The 17934-nt window shown below is 52.1% G+C and carries 13 protein-coding genes; 9 read left to right on the top strand and 4 right to left on the bottom strand.

Annotated features, from left to right (window positions below; genetic code table 11):
• Window positions 1-3 precede the first annotated feature (3 nt).
• The gene (uxuA, locus tag VGN67_RS24555; RefSeq protein WP_414717316.1) at window positions 4-3294 is read right to left on the bottom strand and encodes a mannonate dehydratase; all 3291 of its coding nucleotides are present in this window, start codon (window positions 3292-3294) and stop codon (window positions 4-6) included.
• A 275-nt stretch (window positions 3295-3569) separates the two neighbouring features.
• On the opposite strand from uxuA, the gene VGN67_RS13185 reads away from it, so the two are divergent.
• The 3 genes from VGN67_RS13185 (at window position 3570) to VGN67_RS13195 (ending at window position 8403) form a co-directional block, all read left to right on the top strand.
• Window positions 3570-4787, top strand: coding sequence for a pyridoxal phosphate-dependent aminotransferase (locus VGN67_RS13185; RefSeq protein ID WP_327487307.1), 1218 nt, complete (start codon window positions 3570-3572; stop codon window positions 4785-4787).
• Between the two features lie 144 nt (window positions 4788-4931).
• Entirely contained in the window at window positions 4932-7262 is a 2331-nt protein-coding gene (locus VGN67_RS13190) for a DUF5916 domain-containing protein (RefSeq protein WP_327487308.1), read from the top strand.
• Between the two features lie 70 nt (window positions 7263-7332).
• Window positions 7333-8403, top strand: coding sequence for a ferredoxin--NADP reductase (locus VGN67_RS13195; RefSeq protein WP_327487309.1), 1071 nt, complete (start codon window positions 7333-7335; stop codon window positions 8401-8403).
• 60 nt (window positions 8404-8463) lie between these two features.
• Here the strand turns inward: VGN67_RS13195 and VGN67_RS13200 are convergent, their stop codons facing one another.
• The 3 genes from VGN67_RS13200 to recF all read right to left on the bottom strand — a co-directional run bounded on the left by VGN67_RS13200 (window position 8464) and on the right by recF (window position 12157).
• Entirely contained in the window at window positions 8464-10383 is a 1920-nt protein-coding gene (locus VGN67_RS13200) for a M56 family metallopeptidase (RefSeq protein ID WP_327487310.1), read from the bottom strand.
• A gap of 2 nt (window positions 10384-10385) precedes the next feature.
• On the bottom strand, window positions 10386-10760 hold the full coding sequence (locus tag VGN67_RS13205; RefSeq protein ID WP_327487311.1) for a BlaI/MecI/CopY family transcriptional regulator: 375 nt from the start codon (window positions 10758-10760) through the stop codon (window positions 10386-10388).
• A 311-nt stretch (window positions 10761-11071) separates the two neighbouring features.
• The gene (gene recF, locus VGN67_RS13210; RefSeq protein ID WP_327487312.1) at window positions 11072-12157 is read right to left on the bottom strand and encodes a DNA replication/repair protein RecF; all 1086 of its coding nucleotides are present in this window, start codon (window positions 12155-12157) and stop codon (window positions 11072-11074) included.
• Window positions 12158-12296: 139 nt separating this feature from the next.
• On the opposite strand from recF, the gene pdhA reads away from it, so the two are divergent.
• The 6 genes from pdhA (at window position 12297) to serS (ending at window position 17836) form a co-directional block, all read left to right on the top strand.
• A complete protein-coding gene (gene pdhA / locus VGN67_RS13215) occupies window positions 12297-13325 on the top strand; it encodes a pyruvate dehydrogenase (acetyl-transferring) E1 component subunit alpha (RefSeq protein ID WP_327487313.1) in 1029 nt (342 codons plus the stop codon).
• 208 nt (window positions 13326-13533) lie between these two features.
• Window positions 13534-14235 (top strand): tetratricopeptide repeat protein, encoded by a 702-nt coding sequence (locus tag VGN67_RS13220; protein WP_327487314.1) that lies wholly within the window; start codon window positions 13534-13536, stop codon window positions 14233-14235.
• Window positions 14236-14340: 105 nt separating this feature from the next.
• Entirely contained in the window at window positions 14341-14835 is a 495-nt protein-coding gene (gene ribH, locus VGN67_RS13225; RefSeq protein WP_327487315.1) for a 6,7-dimethyl-8-ribityllumazine synthase, read from the top strand.
• Window positions 14832-15095, top strand: coding sequence for a CBU_0592 family membrane protein (locus tag VGN67_RS13230; protein ID WP_327487316.1), 264 nt, complete (start codon window positions 14832-14834; stop codon window positions 15093-15095). The genes ribH and VGN67_RS13230 overlap by 4 nt, the downstream gene beginning before the upstream one ends.
• 43 nt (window positions 15096-15138) lie before the next feature.
• Window positions 15139-16497 carry an aspartate kinase gene (locus tag VGN67_RS13235; protein ID WP_327487317.1) on the top strand — a complete coding sequence of 453 codons (1359 nt, stop codon included), beginning with the start codon at window positions 15139-15141 and terminating at the stop codon, window positions 16495-16497.
• Window positions 16498-16561: 64 nt separating this feature from the next.
• Window positions 16562-17836, top strand: a complete 1275-nt coding sequence (gene serS / locus VGN67_RS13240; protein WP_327487318.1) for a serine--tRNA ligase — start codon at window positions 16562-16564, stop codon at window positions 17834-17836.
• Window positions 17837-17934 lie beyond the last annotated feature (98 nt).

Raw genomic sequence — 17934 nt, forward strand, 5'->3', positions numbered from 1 at the left:
TAATTAACGTAATTGATAAATGCGCACCAGCTCTTTAATCTCTTCCAGCGTACGGTCAGGCTTGGGCAGGTCAGCCGGAATAGGTTGCTTCGAGTACGTCTGAAAGTACAGCACGCAGGCATCACGCCACCACTCGGCCTCCCGCTTCTGAATCCGCAGACGGCCCGCCACGTCGGTGTGTAGTTCAGGATCTACGTTCCCTTTCACACTATCCCACTGCCGGATCATCTGCTCTACGGACTTAACCCCGCCGTAGTAGCGGTAGCAAAGCTCGTCCCACAAGGTACGTCCGTTGTTCATCTTGTGCGACCAGGGTACATGGTGGAACCAGAGTAGGTACTTGGGCGGTGTGTTTTCCAGTACCCCCCACTGCTGTTGCAACTCCGGAGCGTACTGCGAAAGGGCGTTGGAGCCGGTTTTGGTACGGTCGAAACCGATACCCTGCGCATCGGCGCGGTGGTAGTAGAGGGAGGTCCAGTCGGGGCGCTGACTCTTCTCCAGCCAGGGCTGCGGTCCGTAGTGGATACTTTCGCCCATGATGTGGTGCAGGCCCAGGGGCGTCATGTAGTTGACCGCCGCTTCTCGTGACTCCATCAAAATATTGGTAATGGTAGCAACCGCCTTCGGCTGGCGGGTGAGCGTCATCTTAATCCACTCCCCGGCAATCTGCTCCGACGACAGCGTGTGGTCCCAGGCCAGCCGCCCGTAGGCGTACCAGTTGGCTTGCCCCACGGGGTGACCGGTCCAGTTGCGGTCAGAGCCAATGTTAGATACTCCGGCCATGCCGGTGCGGGTATAGCCGTGCAGACTACCATCCACTACCTCGGCTACCGTAGAGCCAGGACCTTTGACGTACGTATCACTATCGAGTGTTTCTTTGAAGAGCGGCGCTTCGTACACCAGGTGTGTGGCAAAGCCCAGGTACTCCTGCGTAAGCTGAAACTCCATCATCAGGGGTGTTTGGGGCATCTGGCCGAACAGCGGGTGGAACGGCTCGCGGGGCTGGAAGTCAATGGGTCCATTCTTGACCTGTACCAGTACCTTCGGGTCAAACTGCCCGTCGAAGGGCTTGAATTCCTCGTAACCCGCCTTGTAGCGGTCGCCGTTGGGGTCCGCTTTATAAACAAAAGCCCGCCACATCACGATGCCATCGTAGGGCGCCAGCGCCTTGGCCAGCATATTGGCACCATCGACGTGGGTTCGCTTATAGTCCTGTGGCCCAGGCTCGCCTTCGGAATTGGCCTTCACCACGAACCCACCAAAATCCGGGATAATGGAATAAATCTCTTTCACCTTCTCATTCCACCACTGTTGTACGGCCGGGTCCAGCGGGTCGGCGGTGGGGAGGCCACCCACGTTACGGGGAGCCGTAAAACGTACCGACAGGTACACCCGGATGCCGTAGGGGCGAAATACATCAGCCAGGGCCTTTACCTTGTGCAGGTACTCGGCCGTCATGAAGCGGGCGCTGGCGTTCACGTTATTGACCACCGTGGCATTGATACCGATGGAGGCGTTGGCGCGGGCATATTCCTTATAGCGTGGGTCTATGACCTGCGGCAGGTCGTACCACTTCCAGATGGACGAGCCCGCATAGCCCCGCTCCACGGTACCGTTGGGGTTATCCCAGTGATTAAGTACGCGGTACTGTACCTTGGGGCTCGTTGTTATATTCAGCTCCGACAGCGGACGCAGGGTCTGCAGATGACGCAACAGCCCGAAGCTCCCGTACAGGAGGCCTTTTTCGGTTTTAGCGGCTATAATAGTCTGGTTGCCTTTGCGGTAGATATGGTACCCTTCCGGCCCTACTTGTTCCTGCGCATTGAGTTGAAAAACAATATCACCTTTACCCGAAGCCTGTTTCTGCACAGGTACTTTGGTGCCCAACAATCCCTGCAAACCCGTCTGCAACTCCTCAATGGCCACTTGCCGCATGGGTGAGTTTTCGGTATTGACTATCGAAGTAAAAGCAGTAGCGTAGGTCCGCTGCAGGGCCGCGTCCTGAATCCGGTCGTATTTGAGCCAGAGGCGGTAGCCGTCGTCGGCGCGGGTACTTGTTCCTGCCAAAGTACATATCAGCAGGAGTACCAGCGACAGCGAGCGCCGGATGGCTAGTTCCATCCCGCGTAATTCGGCCAGACCCTTGAGGCGACCAATGGCGGAGTAGCCGGGATAGGTCCTTTTGTGGAGGTCGTCCAGCATCTGGTGACCGTGGTCGGGGCGCATGGGTAGCGCGCTGTCAGTCCGTCCGGCCTGCTGCCGGCGTTGCTGCTCGAGGGTAAGTTCTTTCATAACGCTATACATATCTACATCGCCGGTCAGGTGGTCGGCTTCGTGAAAATTACGTGGTTCGTCGGCATCGCGTTGGGTAGAACGCAGGTGCACAAAGTGGATCTTATCGCCCAGGCGCTGTACCATACCCGGCAGGTCGTTGTCGGCCCGGACACCCAGCGAGCCGGTACAAAAGGTAATACCGTTGGCCCGGACAGGGCAGGCATCCATCAGGGCTCGCAGGTCGGCTTCGGTACTTACTACGCGGGGCAGCCCCAGCAGCGGACGCGGCGGATCATCGGGGTGGATGCACAGCCGTACCCCCAGTTCTTCGGCCACGGGCGCCACCTGCTGCACGAAGTAGTGCAGATTAGCCCGTAGTGCGTCGGCGTCTATATTTTTATAAGTACTTAATAAAGATTGAAAGGTAGGCAGTTCAAAGGCTTCCTCCGAACCCGGCAACCCTAGTAGTACTGTCGCGGTCAGCGCCTGGAGTTCCTCCTCACTCATCGACTCAAACCGCCGCCGGGCCCGCTCGATGGTATCGGCATCGTAGTCCTGCTCCGCACCGGGACGCTTCAGGATATGGAGGTCAAAGGCTACAAACTTCTCCCAATCAAAGCGAAGCGTACGGGCACCGTTGGGCAGCTGGTACATTATATCCGTCCGCGACCAGTCTAGCACCGGCATGAAGTTGTAGCACACGACCTCGATACCGCAGGCCGCCAGATTCCTCAGCGACTGCTTGTAGTTCTCAATATACTGCTCGCGGGAGGGGAGACCCTTCTTGATGTCCTCGTGGACGGGCAGACTTTCCACCACCAGCCACCGCAGCGGCATTACTCCCTCCGGGGCCTGTTCGATCAGTTGTTGGCGCTCCCGGATCGCCTCCACCGACCATACCGCCCCGACGGGTAGCTGGTGCAGAGCGGACACTACTCCTTCGCAGCCCGCCTGGCGAATATCGTTGAGTGAAACCGGGTCGTGCGGGCCAAACCAGCGCATTGTGTGTATAAAAGGCATCTTAAAAATTGCTGAATTATAATTTATTTTGGACGCATAGTACCAGCTGAGTGCCACTGCCACGGTACAACCCTATCCTTTTTATAATACAGGAAGGGTTAATATTTACTTACTCCGCTCGCTGATGTCGCTGGTTACGGGCGGACTCGTTATATAGCTATTCCCATTTACTCCAAAAACTTAAATTAGTTAATACCTACTACTCCATTGAAAAAACCCGTAGCTTTGCGGGCAATTTGTTGAAACCGTTTCAATTACTTTAATTTTTTAATGCAATGTCCGCAGTAGCAGAGCAAACGCGGTTGCTGGCCGACCGCATCAACGCCCTCGAAGAATCTTCGACGCTGGCGATGACCAAAATGGCCCGTGAGTTGGCCGCCCAAGGCCACAAAGTAATTAGTCTGAGTGTGGGAGAGCCCGATTTCAAGACGCCCGCCCACATTTGCGAAGCCGCCAAGAAAGCCATTGACGATGGTTTCCACGGCTATTCGCCCGTTGCAGGGTACCCTGATCTCCGCAAGGCGATTGCTGATAAATTGAAACGCGACAACAACATTGACTGGAAACCTGAGAATATCGTGGTGTCAACGGGTGCCAAGCACTCTCTGGCCAACGCTATTCAGGTACTTGTAAACCCGGGCGAGGAAGTGATTATTTTCGCGCCTTACTGGGTAAGCTATTCCGAAATGGTGAAACTGGCCGAAGGAAAATCAGTGGTACTGGAAGGGGCGTTCGAGAATGATTTCAAAGTAACGGCTGAGCAGCTCGAAGCCGCCATTACGCCCCGTACCAAGGTAGTAATGTACGCTTCGCCTAATAACCCAACGGGTTCAGTATACTCGGAGGCTGAGCTGCGTGCTATCGGAGAGGTACTGGAAAAGCATGACAATATTTTCGTCGTAGCCGACGAAATTTACGAATATATCAATTTCACCGATGAAGGTCATTTTAGTATGGGTTCTATCCCGGCTCTGAAAGACCGTGTGATTACCGTGAACGGGGTAGCCAAAGGCTTCGCCATGACCGGCTGGCGTATCGGATTTATCGGTGCTGCCAAGTGGATCGCCGACGGTATCGAGAAACTGCAGGGACAGGTAACCTCAGGTACCAACTCCATTGCCCAGAAAGCCGCCGTAGCTGCTTTCAACGGACCACTGGATGCTACCAAAGAAATGACCAAGGCGTACGCCCGTCGTCGTGACCTGGTGGTAGGCCTGCTGAAAGAGATTCCCGGCTTTAAAGTGAATGTACCGCAGGGTGCTTTCTACGCTTTCCCTGATGTGAGCCACTACTTCGGCAAGTCCGACGGGAACACTGAAATAAAAGATTCGGACGATTTCTCGAACTGGCTCCTCAATACCGCCTACGTTTCGACGGTAGCCGGTTCGGGCTTCGGGGCTCCCAACTGCATCCGGATTTCGACCGCTGCGGCCGACGAAGCACTGACCGAAGCGGTACAACGCATCAAAGATGCCGTTTCTACTCTGAAATAAATGACGTCATAAATTATCAAAAACCCCATAGGGCCTTTTACCTATGGGGTTTTTTGATAGTTTGTATTCCTTACTTTAATAGCAACTCCCCTCATTATTATGTCTTTATATACTACCATTAGCTTTTAATTATTTACACCAGTGATGAAGTTTGCTTTACCGTCTCTTTTTATAGTACTACTTAGTACAAGCCTATCTGCTATTCTGGTCCCGGCCTGTGCTCAAGCCCCTAATGAAAGGTCACTACATATTAAAAAGGCAACTGGCAAGATAGTACTTGACGGAATACTGGATGAAGAGGACTGGCAGGTAGCTCAGGTGGCAGGCAACTTCTGGCAGCAGTTTCCTTACGATACATCTGCCGCCGTTCAGCAATCAGAGGCTCGTATGACCTTTGACGACGAATTCCTGTACGTAAGTTTCGTTGTGTACCAGCCCCGAAAGTATGCGGTTCAGTCCCTGCGCAGGGACTTTCCTCAGGGTGGCGGTACTGATTTGATCTTCATAAACCTGGATACTTTCCGTGACAAACAGAATGCATTTCATTTTGCTGTGAATCCTTATGGCGTACAGCGGGAGGGACTCATAGCAAACGGAGATAATATTACCAATGACTGGGATAACAAGTGGTATACGCAGGTAACTAATTATGACGACCGGTGGATAGTAGAAAGCTCTATTCCCTTCAAGACATTACGCTATAAAGTTACCGAAGGTACCAATATCTGGAATGTTAATTTTTTCCGGAACAACCTGTCTATCAATGAGCGCTCTTCCTGGTCACACATGCCCCGTGGGTTCAGAGGGAATAATATTGCCTTTACGAGTCCGTTGATATGGGATACCCCCCCGCCCCAGCCCGCTGGGAATATATCCCTGATCCCGTACGCTTCACTGAACTCTAACCGCGACTACCTTAATGAAAGACCCGGATCTACACGTCCGGGTATAGGGCTGGATGCCAAAATAGCTATTACTACCGGTCTTAACCTCGATCTGACAATTAACCCTGACTTTGCTCAGGCAGAAGTGGACCGACAGGTAACGAACCTGAGCCGGTTTGAACTCTTCTTTCCGGAAAGACGTCAGTTCTTTCTGGAGAACAGCGACCTTTTTGCTGGTTTTGGAGTAGGTGGTGTAGTTAGTAGCAGCACCGGTGGCAGTGGCGGTGGTGGCGGCGGTGGTGGGAACTCGGTAGTAACTCCGTTTTTTTCCCGCCGCATAGGTATTGCCCGGGATACTGTCAGTGGCAATAATGTGATTATACCTATTCTCGGCGGAGCTCGTCTCAGCGGAAAAGTAACTAATCGCCTTCGCGTTGGGCTTCTGTCTATGCAGACAGCTCATAAAGAAGGGGTACAGGCCTCTGCTAACTACTCGGTTCTGTCCGTCCAGCAGCGGGTGTTTTCACGCTCGACCATCGGTATAATAATGGCCAGCAAGCAGGATTTTGATAGTAAAAGAGATCAGCCCTTATTCAGTAGCGGTTTTAATCGAGTAATTGGGCTTGACTACAATCTGGCGTCGCGTGATGGTCGTCTGAACGGAAAAATATTCGCCCATAAATCATTTACACCTCAAAATCCTGATGATGCACTGGCAATGGCTGCATTGTTTGAGTACTCAAGCCCCCGTCTTTCATTTACGGCAGGGGCCAGTCGCATAGGTTCCGGTTATAATGTAAACCAGATAGGATTTGTCCCCCGAAACGATATATGGCGATCAAACCCTCAGCTAGAATATAGCTTCTTTCCTAAAAATCCAAGGTTTAACAGCATTGTAAACAGCTGGGGTTTCGGATTTGACAGCGATATTCGTGTTCAGGCCAGTACAGGCAGACTTACCGACTGGGATTTTTCTCCAGTTCAGTTTTTTGTACGGTTCGTGGATAACAGCCTTTTCCGCTTTACACCTTTACGCACTGATTATACCTATCTGTTTGACCGTAGCTTTGATCCGAGTAACCGGGGCAATAAGCCTTTACCCCGGGGTTCCGAATACCGGTACCGAAGTACTCGTTTTTCATACCAATCCAATCCTGCCAAGTTATTTAGTGTAATATTAATGGGTCGTATTGGTGAATATTTCAATGGAAACATTACCTCTCTTAGCTCTTCATGGATGTATAGGTACCAGCCCTATGCCAATTTATCAGTTGATTTCAATTACAATAATATAAACCTGCCTGAAAAGCAGGGATATGCTGACACCCAACTGATACTGGTAGGTCCCCGCCTGGATTTGACGTTCAGCAAGAGCGTTTTTCTGACTACGGTCGTACAGTACAATAATCAGATCAATAATATTAATCTTAATACGCGTTTTCAGTGGCGGTTCAAACCTGTTTCTGATTTTTTTGTTGTGTACACAGACAATTACTTTGCCAGCTATCCGGATCATCCCTATAACCTGGGCTGGATGAACTCCAAGAACCGGGCGCTGGTTGTAAAACTGACCTATTGGCTGAACGTGTAGGCAGTCAGCTGTAGGGGTACCACTTAAAATACAGAACTATAAATCCTCCATTTTATCCGTGTAAGTAAGAATGAGTAAGTACTATTATCTGAAAGTCAAAGAAATAGAACATGAAACTTCCGATGCGGTGACGATCCACTTCTGGCACCCGCTGAACGAAGTAGTAAAGTACAAGCCCGGGCAGTTCCTGACGCTGCTACTGCCCCGCGAAGGTACTAAGGTACGTCGCTCCTACTCCATGTCCAGCTCGCCCTATACCGATGTGTCGCTGGCGATTACGGTGAAGCGTATCCCATCCGGCTTTGCCTCCAATTATTTGATTGATGAACTTAAAGAAGGTGATATAGTAGAGGCCATGGAGCCCATGGGTACCTTTACCCCCGAGCTCGACGCTGACAAAGGCCGTACGGTAGTACTGATTGGTGCCGGTAGTGGTATAACCCCCCTTATTTCCATTGCCAAGTCAGTCCTGATCGTTGAGCCCGAAAGCCATGTACGGCTGCTGTACGGCAACCGCACCGAAAACAGCATTATATTTAAGGAGAAAATTGACGCGCTCATTACTAAGTACCGCGAACGGTTTCAGGTAATGCATACCCTGACCCAGCCGCACGAAGGCTGGACCGGCGAAACGGGCCGGCTGAACAAGTCACATATTCTTAAATTGCTGGAAAAGCTACCTTCCACTGACCCCGCCGCCACCGACTACTACCTCTGTGGACCCGACGATATGATGGAAGAGGCGAAGCGGGCACTTGATATTTTGGGAGTACCTGTAGAAAAGGTACATAAGGAAAGTTTCCTCACGGCTACAACTGCTAAAAACCACGGAGAGGTAACGATGGAAGAAAACGACGGAAGTATGAAAACGCGCGAAATAACGGTACTGTACGAAGGTAGCGAGTACAAATTTAAGGTAGAGCCCCACCAGACGGTACTGGAAGCCGCCCTGGACCTGGACATTGACCTGCCCTACTCCTGCCAGGCGGGTATGTGTACCGCCTGCATGGGCCGCTGCGTATCGGGCAAGGTACATCTGGACGAAGAAGACGCCCTGTCGGAAGCCGAGCTGAAGGCGGGCTTTGTTCTCACCTGCGTCACCCACCCCATGAGCGACGATGTGGTGATTGAAGTGGAGTAGGCTGCCTGTATGATAAAAGTAAACGCCCTGACAGGTACTTCTCTGTCAGGGCGTTTTATATTAGTTTACCTTCTTCTTTGCCGGCGGCGGCGGCGGAACCGGGGCCACAGCGGGCCGGGCTGGGCGGGGCGGAGTACCTTTTACCGTGGCTCCCGCCTTTTTGGGTGCCCGGGGAGCATTAGGGGCAGGAGTAGCCCGGGGAGCAGGCGGTGGCGGTGGTGGAGTAGGCAGGTACTTCTCCATACCTCTGGCTTCCAACTCCATTTTTCTTCCCAGTACTTCCATCTGCTGGCTGAGTTCCTCCATCGCCATTTCGGTTTTACGGGCCGGCTCATCGGCTACCTCGGCCTGCTTGCGGGCTTCGGCGAGTTGCGCATTCAGCTGCGTCACTTCCTGTTCCTGGGCCTTGATCTGCTGCTCTATGCTGGCTAGTTGCTTCTCTACTTCGGCTTCGGCCAGCTTAGCCGCTTTCGGGTTTGGATGCATCAGCTCCGCCCGCTTTTGGATCAGCTTTTCACGCGCTTCCATCACCTTATCTTTCTTCCACTCAATTTTCTCCTGCTCCCGTCCGAAGCGTTCCTGTTCAAAGCGGAACTTCTCCATGTTCAGGTGCAGCTCGTCCATGCGGCGGTGCAGGGGTTCCATTTGCTGCTGAAGCGCTTCTATCTTCCGATGAAAGGCTTCGAGCTTCTCCTGCAGCGTATCGTTCATTTTAAACTGCCAGTCGTGGTTGAAGTTATAGTTAAAATTGTACGACATAGCCGGCATCTCTTCCATGTCTATATCAATGTTTAAGTCTAAATCTTCCATCTCCACCTCCTCCATATCAACCTCTGCTTCTTCTTCCACTTCTATAGTAGTATCCGCGTAGGCTACCGGCAGGTAAGGAATATCTTTGGCTTTTGAAGTAGTGGCTTTAGTTGTTTTACCCGGCTTTTTCTCCGGCTTCCGCTCCACGGCATACACCGACACGCCAATCAGCATTCCGGCGAGTACCAGCAGCACCGGCAGGCCCGTCCAGGTCTGTACCGGCTTGGGCGCAATGCCTACTACCCGGCGTATCCGCTGTAGTAGTACCGGTTTTTTGGAAGCAAAAGCTACCGCCAGCTTCGGATTAGACTGCCACTCGGCCACCCGCACCAGCGCGTGGGCCAGTGACACGCGGTCACCGGAAATACTGATAGCAATATCATCACAGCAATGCTCCCGCTCGGTTCGTACCCGGTTGGAGATCCACCATAGGGCCGGATGAAAGAAGAAAACTACCTCCACGAAAGACTGAAGCAGATTAACGAGGTAGTCGTGCCGGCGAATGTGCGCCAGCTCGTGCACCAGAATAGCCTCTACCTCTGCCGGTGAAAAACCGGTCAGCAGCCCTACCGGTACCAGTACCACCGGGCTTAAAGCGCCGATCACCATCGGGGTCAGGATGCGGGTACTTTCGTATAGCTCAATAGACCCGGTAATATTCAGCTTCGCCGTCAGGATACTGAAACGGTTTCGCCACGCCCGGTCGGCGACCAGTACCGCACCACTGCGCAGGTACTCCACATAAAGCCAGCTACCCACAAAGCGCAGCAGCAGTAGCCCCGCCCCAACCAGCCAGCATACTACCAGCTCGGTAAGGTGGCTATTGACCCACAGGCGAACCTGTGCGGCCAGCGATAACTCTACCGGCTGCCACAACAGTACCGACGCGGCTCCGGAAGCAGTAACAGACGTTGAGCTAACTGCTGCCGCAACCGGTGTTACGGCCAGATTAAGGTAGTAGTAAGCAAAGGTGGCCAACGAAGCCAGTACCTGCGAAGCCAGCAAGCCAATGCCCAGTCCGTAGCGAACCTGCGCCGGGCGGTTTCGAAATACATAAAAACCAAAGGCTGCCACCACGGCCAGCAGGGTACCCTGCCAGAGCGCGTGCAGGAGCGTCCAGCCCAGAGCACCCACCAGTGTTTCGGAAAACAGATTAAAGATTATTTTCATGGCTAACGATTGTTTTCGAGGTTGTTGAGTAGTTTCCTGATTTCATCCAGCTCCTCTTGTGAAGTAGTATGATTGCCCAGCGCCTGCATCACCAGCCGGGCCGCTGAGCCGCGGAAGGTAGTTTCGACAAAGCGGTCCAGGAGCGTCTGCTGGGTTTCTTCTTCACTGACTCCCGCCGTGTAGATATGTGAACGAGCCTCCTCGGTGCGGCTGAGCAGCCCCTTCTCGTGCATAATCTGCATGAGCTTAAGGGTAGTGGTGTAGCCGGCGTCTTTGGTAGCGGCCAGGTACTCGTGTACCTGTCGCACGGTGCTGGGTCCCTCCTTCCAGAGGTAGTGCAGTATTTCCAGTTCAGAATCAGTTGGTTTCAGGGTCATGGCTGTTTGAATTAGTACATCTACGAAATATTTCGTAACAAACATATACGATTCTTTTCGTAGATACAAACTTTATCTACGAATTTTTTCGTAGAAGGAACTTAAAAAATGTTAAAAAGGGAGCTCCAGGTGTGTACTAAGGCAAAGATGAAGTAAGCGGCCTTCAGGTTGCATGAGGAATAAATAGAAGTCAAAAGGAGGTCGGCCCGGCAGCGGCCGTCCGCCGCCGGGGCTTAGGTACTTTCTTTAACCGCTGCTACTAAGGTACTGCCCCTCCGGGGCTCTGTATTTACCTATCAGAAATTCAAAAGCTATTTCCCAATCTCAAAAAACCGCACATCGGCCTGTACCTGATCCAGGATACGGTGGGAGCGCTCGGGGCGGGCATCGGTAATGAAGACCTGCCCCAGAAAACCGTCGTCAATGAGTTCAATGAGCTTATGAATGCGGCGGTCGTCAAGCTTGTCGAAAATATCGTCGAGCAGCAGCAGGGGCTTGGTTTCCTTTTCGTCGGCCAATAGTTCATACTGCGCCAGTTTAAGCGCTATTACGTACGACTTCTGCTGCCCCTGCGAGCCGAACTTCTTGAGGGCTACCCCGTCAATTTCAAATCTATAATCATCTTTATGTACCCCTTTGCTGGTACGCTGCGCGTGCAGGTCGCGCGCGCGGTGCCGCCGGAACACCGCCCCAAAGTCTTCAACGGCCACTTCGCTTTCGTAGGCAATGCCTACCTCCTCCCGCTCGCTGCTCAGGTAAGCATAGTACTTACGAAACAGCGGCAGGTACTTGTCCATGAAGCGCTGCCGGTGGGCATAAATCCGTTGCGCCAGCCCAATGAGCGGCTCGTTGTAGGTTTCGAGCATGTCCTCGTCGAGGTAGTTGCGCTCGGCAAAGAGTTTGAGCAGGCTGTTACGCTGGGTGAGCAGCTTGTTGTACTGCAGGTAGTCGTCAAGGTAGGAAGGATCCAGTTGCGCGAGTACTCCATCGAAGAAGCGCCGACGCTCCTCGCTGATCCCCCGGACCAGGTCGGTGTCGTCCGGCGCAATCAGTACCACCGGAAACTGTCCGATATGGTCGCTCAGTCGTTCGTACGATTTTTTATCCGACATCAGTACCTTTCGCTGGCCCCGCTGCAGGCTGCAGGTAATCTGAGTACCCTTGCCGGATTTTCTGAAAATACCGTCCAGGACAAAGAAATCAGCCGTATGGTGAATGGTCAGAGCATCCTGCGTTTGAAAAGCGCTCTTGGTAAGAGCCAGGAAATAAATAGCGTCCAGCAGGTTGGTTTTGCCGCTTCCGTTCTCTCCCACGAGGCAATTGACCCGCTCCCCAAACGTAAAACTCCCCTCCTCGTAGCTTTTAAAATAAGTAAGGTGGAGTTTTTCGAGCCACATGAACTTCTTTGTTAGGGACTTTATGCTTAATTTCGCGGGTCTTTGACCAATACCCGGAAATGTTTCGCGGAAAATAAGACTTAATTCAAACCAACAACGGACAGACAAAGTTCTGTCTTTATAAACGAGAACCAAATACATGGCTACCGTTAAGGAGAAAAAGAAAGAATCAGCCAAGAAGTTGCAGCATTCCAAAGAACGATACATGTTCTGGTACGAGAATATGCTCCTGCAGCGTCGTTTTGAAGAAAAAGCCGGTCAGCTATACGGCCAGCAGAAGATCCGTGGTTTCTGTCACCTGTACATCGGGCAGGAAGCCTGCTCGTCGGGTACCGCTACGGCGCTCACCCCGGACGACAAGTACATAACCGCCTACCGCGACCACGGTATGCCCCTGGCGCTGGGCACCGACCCCAAAGCCATCATGGCTGAGCTATACGGAAAAGAAACCGGTACCACCAAAGGCAAAGGAGGCTCCATGCACATTTTTGACAAAGAGCGTAACTTTATGGGTGGCCACGGTATCGTAGGGGCTCAGATTCCGCTGGGTGCCGGTATTGCCTTTGCCGAAAAGTACAACAAAACCGGAAATGTGTGCATCTGTTTCTTCGGAGACGGGGCCGTTCGTCAGGGTGCTTTTCACGAAGCCTTCAATATGGCTATGACCTGGAAGCTACCGGTTATTTTTGTGGTAGAGAACAACGGCTACGCCATGGGTACTTCCGTTAAGCGTTCCTCTAACGTAACTGAGCTGTATACCCTGGGAGAAGCCTACGATATTCCGTCGGAGCCCGTGGATGGCATGAACGTGGAAGCCATTCACGATGCGGTATCCCGCGCCGCCGACCGCGCCCGCAAGGGAGAGGGCCCTACCTACCTGGAGTTCCGGACCTACCGCTACCGCGGCCACTCCATGTCGGACCCGCAGAAGTACCGTACCAAAGAAGAGGTGGAAGAGTACAAGATGCGTGACCCTATTGAGCAGGTAAAAGCCACTATTCTGGAAAACGGAATTGCGACGCAGGAGGATCTGGACGCCATTGATGCCCGGATTAAAGAGTCGGTTGCCGAGTCGGTACAGTTTGCCGAGGAGTCGAACTACCCCGATCCAAAAGAAGCCTACACCGATGTGTACGTACAGGAGGATTATCCTTTTATAATGGAGTAAGGTACCTATTTATATAATTGACTAAAAGCCCGCCGTTGCTCCCAAAGCTCCGGCGGGCTTTTTTAGGTTAAATGAGCTAAATCTAAAAAAGAGGAACGCTAACAAGATAATTATGGTTTTGTTTCGTTAGAGACGAAAGAATTATAGTGCAACTTGTTTGTGATTAAGAAGTTTTCATAACTTTGCACTCCAAATTTCAACCATTTGTATGAGCAAGAAAAATACGGCGGGTCCCGGGTTGGAGATCATTGAAAGCCCAGAAGCGCTGGCCGGTCAGATTAGCAAGGCCGAAGGCTTCTTCCGCCAGAATCAAAAAGTACTGTTGGGCGTTGGTGGCGCTATTTTAGTAGCGATTGTGGCATTTGCCGGGTATCGGTTTTATATCGATAATCAGGAAGAGGAAGCACAACGGGCTCTTTCGGGCGTAGTGTATAATTTTGAAAGTGACTCGCTCCAGCAGGCTCTGAATGGTAGCGGCGGAAACGAAGGTTTGCTCAGTATTGCGGATAATTACGGTGGTACCGATGCCGGTAAGTTAGCCAGCTTTTACGCGGGTGTAGCTTTATTGAAACAAGGCAAGTACGACGAAGCGATCGATCACCTACAGGACTTTAGTTCATCGGATCTGCTGGTGCAGGCCCGTGCCAAGGCCCTGATTGGAGATGCCTATATGGAAAAAGGACAGCCTGCCGAAGCGATCAGTAACTACAAAAATGCTGCTGATTACGAAGCAAATCAGTTCTTTACGCCTGTTTATCTGATGAAACTGGCTATTGCTCAGGAAAAAGCGCAGCAGCCTCAGGATGCCGTTGCTTCCTATAAACGTATTATTGAGGATTTCCCACTCTCGGCGGAGGTTGTCAATGCCAAGAAATACAAGGGGCTCCTCGAGGGACAGGTCGGCGAGTAATGGGTATATGCCCCCTTCCCATGAAAGGATAAAGCCGACCCGGTTTTATCCTTTTTTGTTATTCAAAGCTCTACTTTCGTCAGTTAACCACTTTATAGTAAAAATATGTCCAGTGCCAATAAAAACCTCAGCGTATTTACCACCCAGGGACTCCCCGACATCAGCCAACGTACCTTTGCTATTGTGGTAGCCGAGTGGAACACCGAAGTGACCGAGAAGCTCTTTGAAGGAGCTTACCAAACCCTGCTGAACCACGGTGCTACGCCCGAAAACATCCTGCGGGGAAACGTACCGGGCAGCTTTGAGCTGACGCTGGGGTCGCAGTGGTTTGCCGAGCGGACCGACGTAGAGGCAGTGATAGCACTGGGAGCCGTGATTCAGGGTGAGACCAAGCATAATGACTACATTAACCACGCCGTAGCGCAGGGACTGACCCAGCTGTCGCTGAAGTACAACAAGCCCGTCATTTTTGGGGTACTTACCCCCAATACCATGGAGCAGGCGCTGGACCGCGCGGGTGGCAAGCACGGAAACAAAGGCGATGAAGCGGCTATTACGGCCATAAAAATGCTGGGACTTAAAGTGCAGGCAGCGCAATGAGCGAGAAGGTTTGGATTGATATTGTAGGCTGGATCGGCTCGGTACTGGTGGTGGGTGCCTATGCGCTTAACATCAGCGGACGCCTGCGGGCCGACGCCCCCTCTTACCTTTGGGCTAACGTGGTAGGGAGTATCGGCCTGATCCTGAACACGGCTTACGTAGGGGCTTACCCTTCGGCCTGCGTCAACGTAATCTGGGTTTTTATTGGAATATGGGGCCTCTGGAAGCGGAAGAAATTAGTAAAGATCTCTAAAATATAGTACTGTTTAATCATCTGTTTATTCATTTCAATCATTTAGTACGATGCAAGTCTGGAAATTTGGCGGTACCTCGGTCGGAAAGCCCGAGCGCATGCATTCAATCCGAACCCTTATTACGTCTACCGAAGGCCGTAAGATCGTGGTCCTGTCGGCCCTGTCGGGTACTACCAACGCCCTTATTTCTATGGGCGAATCGGCCAAAGCTAACAATGAAGCCGAGGCTACGCAGAAACTTGACGAGCTCAAAGCGCATTACGATAGCTTTATCCAGGAGTTGTATCAGACCAACGAGGGGCTGGCTACGGGTCGCAAGATAGTAGAGAATGAGTTTTCTTTTATCCGCTCCCTGATTGGTATCCGGCCTTTTACGCTAAAGCAGGAAAAAGAACTGGTAGCCCAGGGCGAATTGCTGAGTACCCAGATGTTCCAGGCGTACCTGGCGGAGCAGGGCGAAAACTCGGTACTATTTCCGGCGCTGGAGTTTATGCGGATTGATGCCGACGGCGAACCCGAGCTGGAAGTAATTGAAAAGAAACTGACCGCTATGCTGGACCAGCACCCCGACAAACAGCTGATTATAACGCAGGGCTTTATTTGCCGCAACCCCCGCAGACAGGTAGATAACCTGAAGCGCGGCGGCTCCGACTATACGGCCTCCCTTATTGGTGGTGCCATCCGGGCCGAAGAAATTCAAATCTGGACCGACATTGACGGGATGCACAACAACGACCCGCGCATTGTGAAGCGTACCTTCCCCATCCGGGAACTTACGTTTGAGGAAGCGGCCGAACTGGCTTACTTCGGTGCCAAAATCCTGCACCCAAGTACCATTACTCCCGCCAAAATGCGGGAAGTACCCGTGCGGCTGAAAAACACTATGCAGCCCGAGGCCCCCGGTACGCTCATTGCCAACCAAAGTACCGACCGGGAGATAAAAGCCATTGCCGCCAAGGATAATATCACGGCCATCTATATTCACTCTACCCGTATGCTGAACGCCTATGGTTTCCTGCGCCGGGTTTTTGAGGTGTTCGAGAAGTACAAGACTCCGGTTGATATGATCACGACCTCGGAGGTATCCGTATCGGTAACGATTGATAATCCGGAGAACCTGGCAGCCATCACGGCCGAACTGCGCGAATTTGCCGACCTGGAAGAACACGACCTGGAGCAGTCCATTATCTGTATCGTGGGTAATTTCAGTGCCGACAAGGAAGGCATAGCCCTGAAGGTATTGGATGCCATGAAGCACATTCCTATCCGCATGATTTCGTACGGCGCTTCCGAGCATAACCTTTCGCTGCTGATTCATTCCAAGTACAAAGCCGACGCCCTCAATGTCCTGAACGAGCGCCTCTTCTACTATGAAGATGCCATGAAGGGAATTTTTACGGCTCCCTAAGAAATATACTTATTTTTGTAGCCCCGCACCAGTGTGCGGGGCTTTTAGCTGACACTCATTAACTATGTTACAGACAACCTTTATCCGCGATAATAAAGAACTGACCATTGCCGGATTGACCAAAAAGCGCTTTCCCAACGCCGAAAGTGCGGTAGATCTTATTTTGAACCTGGACCGCCAGCGCCGGGAAACCCAGCAGGAGCTGGATAGTCTGCTGGCTCAGTCCAACGCGAAGGCTAAGGAAATAGGCGGCCTGATGAAGCAGGGCAAAAAAGAGGAAGCTGAAGCGGCCAAAGCCGAAACAGCCTCTTTGAAAGAACGATCAAAGGCACTGGATGAGCAACTAAAAAAGTTTGAGACTGAGCTACAGGACGAGCTGGTAAAACTCCCTAACCTTCCCCACGAAAGCGTACCCGAGGGCCGCACCGCCGAGGACAATGTTACGGTACATGAGCAGGGCGAAAAGCCGGTACTTCCCGCAGGACACCAGCCGCACTGGGAGCTGATCAAAAAGCTGGATATAATTGATTTCGAATTAGGAAATAAAATTTCCGGCGCGGGTTTTCCGGTGTATAAAGGCAAAGGAGCACGTTTGCAGCGGGCTATGATCTCTTTTTTCCTGGATGAGGCCGCCAAAGCCGGTTATACCGAAATACAGCCTCCGATCCTGGTCAATGCCGACTCCGGCTTCGGAACCGGGCAGCTCCCTGACAAGGAAGGACAAATGTACCACGCTACCGCTGACGATCTGTATCTAATCCCAACCGCCGAGGTACCTATCACCAATATCTACCGCGATGTAATCCTACAGGAAAGCGACCTACCCGTAAAGAACGCCGGCCATACCCCCTGTTTCCGCCGCGAAGCCGGTAGCTGGGGCGCCCACGTGCGCGGACTTAACCGCCTGCACCAGTTCGACAAGGTAGAAATTGTACAGATCCGGAAGCCCGAAGAATCCTATGCCGCTCTGGACGAGATGGTAGATCATGTTAAAAGCTTATTAGAAAAGCTGGAACTACCTTACCGTATCCTGCGGCTTTGTGGGGGCGATATGGGCTTTACCTCCGCGCTTACCTTTGATTTTGAAGTATGGTCGGCAGCGCAGGAGCGCTGGCTGGAGTGCAGCTCGGTATCTAACTTTGAAAGCTACCAGGCCAATCGTCTGAAGCTACGTTATAAAGTAGAAGGAAAGACGCAGCTCCTGCATACGCTCAATGGATCTGCGCTGGCTCTGCCCCGCATTGTAGCCGCTCTGCTCGAAAACAACCAGCAGGCCGACGGCAGTATCCGTATTCCGCAGGCACTGGTACCTTACTGTGGATTTGATCGGATTGGGTAAAGTCTTTTAGCTTTATCATAAGCCCTAAAAAAGCCGCTAACCTTCATCAGTTAGCGGCTTTTTTAGGGTCTGGTAGGATAGATAAACCCAATTTTTCC

Source organism: Telluribacter sp. (genome assembly GCF_035998675.1).
In the GTDB taxonomy this organism is placed as follows: Bacteria; Bacteroidota; Bacteroidia; order Cytophagales; family Spirosomataceae; genus Telluribacter.

Coding starts and splice junctions, on each gene's coding strand:
- VGN67_RS13195 (WP_327487309.1), top strand. CDS start 7,333: ATGAGTAAGTACTATTATCTGAAAGTCAAAGAAATAGAACATGAAACT.
- recF (WP_327487312.1), bottom strand. CDS start 12,157: ATGTGGCTCGAAAAACTCCACCTTACTTATTTTAAAAGCTACGAGGAG.
- VGN67_RS13185 (WP_327487307.1), top strand. CDS start 3,570: ATGTCCGCAGTAGCAGAGCAAACGCGGTTGCTGGCCGACCGCATCAAC.
- pdhA (WP_327487313.1), top strand. CDS start 12,297: ATGGCTACCGTTAAGGAGAAAAAGAAAGAATCAGCCAAGAAGTTGCAG.
- VGN67_RS13200 (WP_327487310.1), bottom strand. CDS start 10,383: ATGAAAATAATCTTTAATCTGTTTTCCGAAACACTGGTGGGTGCTCTG.
- VGN67_RS13220 (WP_327487314.1), top strand. CDS start 13,534: ATGAGCAAGAAAAATACGGCGGGTCCCGGGTTGGAGATCATTGAAAGC.
- ribH (WP_327487315.1), top strand. CDS start 14,341: ATGTCCAGTGCCAATAAAAACCTCAGCGTATTTACCACCCAGGGACTC.
- VGN67_RS13230 (WP_327487316.1), top strand. CDS start 14,832: ATGAGCGAGAAGGTTTGGATTGATATTGTAGGCTGGATCGGCTCGGTA.
- VGN67_RS13190 (WP_327487308.1), top strand. CDS start 4,932: ATGAAGTTTGCTTTACCGTCTCTTTTTATAGTACTACTTAGTACAAGC.
- VGN67_RS13235 (WP_327487317.1), top strand. CDS start 15,139: ATGCAAGTCTGGAAATTTGGCGGTACCTCGGTCGGAAAGCCCGAGCGC.
- VGN67_RS13205 (WP_327487311.1), bottom strand. CDS start 10,760: ATGACCCTGAAACCAACTGATTCTGAACTGGAAATACTGCACTACCTC.
- uxuA (WP_414717316.1), bottom strand. CDS start 3,294: ATGCCTTTTATACACACAATGCGCTGGTTTGGCCCGCACGACCCGGTT.
- serS (WP_327487318.1), top strand. CDS start 16,562: ATGTTACAGACAACCTTTATCCGCGATAATAAAGAACTGACCATTGCC.